The sequence below is a fragment of the Pelomonas baiyunensis genome (genome assembly GCF_043555935.1).
In the GTDB taxonomy this organism is placed as follows: Bacteria; Pseudomonadota; Gammaproteobacteria; order Burkholderiales; family Burkholderiaceae_C; genus Pelomonas; species Pelomonas baiyunensis.
On record NZ_JBIGIB010000013.1, the window covers coordinates 1 to 4,015 of the forward strand.

Here is a 4,015-nt window from a genome sequence, read left to right on the forward strand (position 1 = left end):
GCACCCAGGTGCCGGCGCGGTGGTCGCCGGGGGCGCCGCTGGAGGCGGGGGGCGGCTCGTCCAGCATCAGACCGCCGGGGTTGGGGCGTTCGCCGCGTTGCCAGGCGAACTGCACCTTCACGCGGGCGTCGCGGTCGGTGTGGACGACGGCGTCATCCAGGCCGACGACGCGTGCCACCTGGGCCTGTGCGGCGGGGCGGGGCGCCCAGCGCGGCGTGAGGGCGAGGGTGGCCGGGATGGCGCTGAAGGCGTTGCGGTAGCTGCCGTGCTCGAGTTCGGCGTCGGCGTGCAGGCGGGCCAGTTCGCTGCCGAGGTCCAGCGCGCCCTGCCGGGCGCGCGTTGGGCATGACGGGGTGCCAACGCGGAGGCCTCGCCGCGTGAGTGGCGCTGAGCAGAGCCCGGGCCGAAGGCCCGGCATCGGCAGCCGCACCGTTCAACCCTGCGCGTCGTCCCAGTACCAGATGGTGGCGCCCCACGAAGATCCTTCGACGGCGGGCATCAATTCGTTGGCTGCAAACCGGCGCCGGCTGTTGGCTTGGGCCGGCGTGCTCCAGAAGCCAGCCTGAGGACAGGGCTGGCCTCCTTCGCAGCGCAGCCGCAGTGCTTGCGCGCCGGCAGCGGGCGCCAGCCGATCCACGACATTGTTTGCTCGGGCCCAGTCGGCTAGATCTTTCGGGTAGACGAGGTGGTCTCGGAAACTGCTGTCGTCGATGTCGTAAAGCACGCAGATGGCCGCCGCTTCGAATGCCCAGTAGCCCTCGTAGTTGCTGTACTCGTCCGTCACCACGAGGTGGCCGTCGTGCCACGGAACGCCTTCAAAGGCTTTGTACCAACCTTCCACGTAGTGCTTGACGAAGTCGCTGGCTGCTTCGGGGTTTTCGGCTGTGTAGACGGCGTCAAGCAACAAGCCATACGGTTCTTCGTGGAAGAACTCTTCGACGTCCCGTGGGTCGGCGACGACCTGCTCCAGCAGTGCTTCAAGGAGCATATCGGTACCACGGTAGCGTCCGAGCCAAGCTGCAACCCGGCGCACGGCGTCTGCCTCGCCAAGCAAGATGCCAAAGCTCACCAACTCCATCGCTAACTGGCAGTGGAAGAGATCTTCCATGTGCACCGGCGAACCGTCGGTGCGCAGTTCTTCACCGGACGCCTTGGCCAAATGCTGAATCTGGGCGCCATAGGCTACGTGCCATTCGCCGAACCACTTCATGGCGGCGGCAAGCAGTGGTTTAAGCGACTCGATGGGTTCGCCAGCGGTGTAGTGGAGGCGCAGAAGTTTCATTGCGCCTTTGAATGCCGAGCCCGGGATGTCCGAGTAGGACACATCCGTTGGTGGCAGTACCCCCTCTGCGGTAGCTCGCGCATCAAGTTCCAGCTCGCGCTCCAGTAATGAGCTGTTGAGGTTGTAGTACTTTTTGGTGAGGAACGGCTGGCGCCGTTTCGCGCGGAACACTTCTTCAGTCATGGCTACTTGTTCTTCCTGCGGCTCGGCTTGGGTGCTGCGTCGTCTGGTTTGGACGCCGCGCGTCTTGCTTCGTGCGCATTCAGGCGGGCAGCGTCTACGGCATCAATCGCCGCAGCCTCCCATTCCCGTGTCAGGCTGTGGTCTGTATGCGGATGAAGCTCTGACGCCGGCTTACCCATGCTCACGTCAATCATGGCCTCTGCGTGGGCGAGTCCGCCTGGCGACTCGAGGGTGACAAGGACAACATGTCGCTTGTAGTTCGCCTTGTTGCGCACCCTCAAAGCAGCGGTCACTGCGGCTGATAAGCCTTCTCTTGGCGCACGGTCTTGCACCCAAGCCGCCCCCATCTGCATCAACGCCGTCTGCGTGCCCTTCTTGTCTGAGCTGTCACTCAGCAGGTAATGCAGCAACTGCTGATCCTGATTGAGCCCGGTGACGACAGGGATCAGCCCCTTTTTTTCTTTGAACTTTCCCATGCCGTACACGGCACCGATGCTGGCGCTGGCTTTTGCTTCCGTCACCGTGTACTGCCCGGCGTGCTCCCACACTGCGTCGATGCCGGCGTGATTCACTTTGGGCAAGTCAGCCAAGCTCAAGTTGACTGGGCGTTTGTCCACGTTGAGCTTCTTGACCGTCGCTGGGCTCCAGCTTCCAGTGGATTTGTCGTGCGGCCAATTCCCGCCCAAGCGGTTGAGTTCGTGGAAGTCCGCCACGTGCTCACCAATCAATCCCTTTTGCTGGTTAGCCAGGTCCTTAGTCGCTTTTGCGGTGGCTTGCACGACTGCATGCACAGGCCCCGAACCTGACTTGGCATCCACCTTGGGTTTGGCACTGACCGTCTCTTCCCCATGCCGTGTCGGCTTGGTTTTGGTGGAGGTGTGACGGTCTGGGCTGTGCACCGCCGCAGCGTTGTGTCCGTTCCGGGTTCGGCTGCCCGGCACCGCACTTCCGGCGGCTGCTGTCTGTCCGACAGCCATGACAACGGCGGCCGCTTGTTCGCCCAGCAGGTCTTCCAGGAACTCTCGGATCTCGTTGCTGGCGCGCTGAATCGGCGCATCCAAGCTGCCCCGCAGCGCCTTGAGCCCTGGCAGCAGTTGCCTGGCCAGCGCTTGGATGGAGTCAGGCACCAGCCAGTCCTTCCAGCCACTGGCGGTGGCCAGAAACTCTGTCAGTTCGATCGTGGCGGACAGAGCAGCGTTGGCCGTGGCGATGGCGTCTCGGGTGCGGGGCCCCCATTTGCCGATCAGCTCTTTGCGGATCCAGGTGAGGGCACCGCCCTTTTTCATACCCAGCATCACTTCCAGCGCATGCAGGCCCCCATGCACGGCGCCCTTGGCTGCCTTGCGCTGCTTGTAAAGGGGCTTGAACACGCCCTTGAAGACGCTGCCCACTTCGGGGATAGCGCCGAAGGCAGCGAAACCGAAGCTCACTACCTGGTCCGTGCTCGCATTTTTGAAGCCGCCGGCCTGGTTGATCTTATAGAGGCTGCCCGTGATGTCGCGGGCATCCAGGACCTGATCCAGGACGGGAATCAGGCCCAGCAGACCACCGACGACCAGGGCGGCGCTGTTTTGGTTCTCATCGAAGTCACCCAGCAGCAGGGTGCGAAAGAAGCTCTCCACATCGGCGCGGCTCATGGCTGGGCTCCCAAGGGGAGTGCGGCTGCAGTGGAGGGAGCGGCGACGGGTTCATTCTTGAGCATGCGTTCCAGCGCTGCTTGGCCCTCGGCTTTGAATTGGGGCTGTTGGAAGGGGGCCTCGTTCTTGGCCAGCGGAGGCGGCTGCCAAGCGCGGCTGTCCTCCCCGTACTCGACGCGGTAGCGGCCCTTGGGCACGGCCTTTTCGAGGGCATAGCCCTGGGCGTCGAGCGCGCCGGTGCGGACGGTGCCGTCTTCGAAAGTGATCTTGTAGGGCGCACCGATAACCGGGCTCAGGTCGTCGTAGTGAAAATGCAATTCGATGTCTTGTGGTGACTCGTTGAGCGTGCCTTTTGGCAACGCCACCAACTCCGCCGTCTGGCTCCCCCCACCCAGGAACTCATGCGAACTCGTCTTGACCTCAAACGTCCCCGGGGTCTTGATCTCGATGTCGCCGCCGCTGAGCACGATGCCGCTGTCGGCAGCGATGAGTTCGATGCGGTCCTTGGCCTGGATGTGGATCTCGTCGTTGACGGACAGGATCTGCAGGCTTTGGTCGGCCAGCAGTTCCAGCGCGTCGGTGTGGGCCTGCAGTGACACGGGCCCGGCGGCGGCCTTGGCTTGGAGTTGGCCGCTGTGGGCGTACAGGCTGAAGTGCTCGCCCGTGAGTTGATGGTGGGTGTGGGCGGCGGTCTCGTGCTGGTCGCCTTGGCTGGTGCGGCTCAAGTGTTGGCCGGCCAGCGTGGTGAGGTCGCCCGGCGTGATTTGGCCCAGGCTGGCGGCGCTATCCAGCACGAGGTGCGGGCGGGCGGTGCGCGGCGTGGGTTTGTCCGGCGTGCGGCTGCCGGGCGCGGGTTGGCGGCTGTCCTGGCCGTTGACGGCGTCGGGGTGGTGGCCGTCGCGCGTGGGGTCGA

General features: G+C 64.3%; 3 protein-coding genes and 1 pseudogene. All 4 read right to left on the bottom strand.

Annotated features, from left to right (window positions below; genetic code table 11):
* Positions 1-418: pseudogene (locus tag ACG01O_RS22200) on the bottom strand (hypothetical protein); the annotation flags it as partial.
* 15 nt (positions 419-433) lie between these two features.
* Complete coding sequence (locus ACG01O_RS22205) at positions 434-1,465, bottom strand: PoNe immunity protein domain-containing protein (RefSeq protein WP_394387789.1); 1,032 nt, start codon at positions 1,463-1,465, stop codon at positions 434-436.
* 2 nt (positions 1,466-1,467) lie between these two features.
* The gene (locus tag ACG01O_RS22210) at positions 1,468-3,102 is read right to left on the bottom strand and encodes a hypothetical protein (RefSeq protein ID WP_394387791.1); all 1,635 of its coding nucleotides are present in this window, start codon (positions 3,100-3,102) and stop codon (positions 1,468-1,470) included.
* Positions 3,099-4,015 (bottom strand): DUF2345 domain-containing protein (locus ACG01O_RS22215; protein WP_394387793.1); only part of this gene is annotated, 917 nt, incomplete at its 5' end. The genes ACG01O_RS22210 and ACG01O_RS22215, both read right to left, overlap by 4 nt.

Coding starts and splice junctions, on each gene's coding strand:
- ACG01O_RS22210 (WP_394387791.1), bottom strand. CDS start 3,102: ATGAGCCGCGCCGATGTGGAGAGCTTCTTTCGCACCCTGCTGCTGGGT.
- ACG01O_RS22205 (WP_394387789.1), bottom strand. CDS start 1,465: ATGACTGAAGAAGTGTTCCGCGCGAAACGGCGCCAGCCGTTCCTCACC.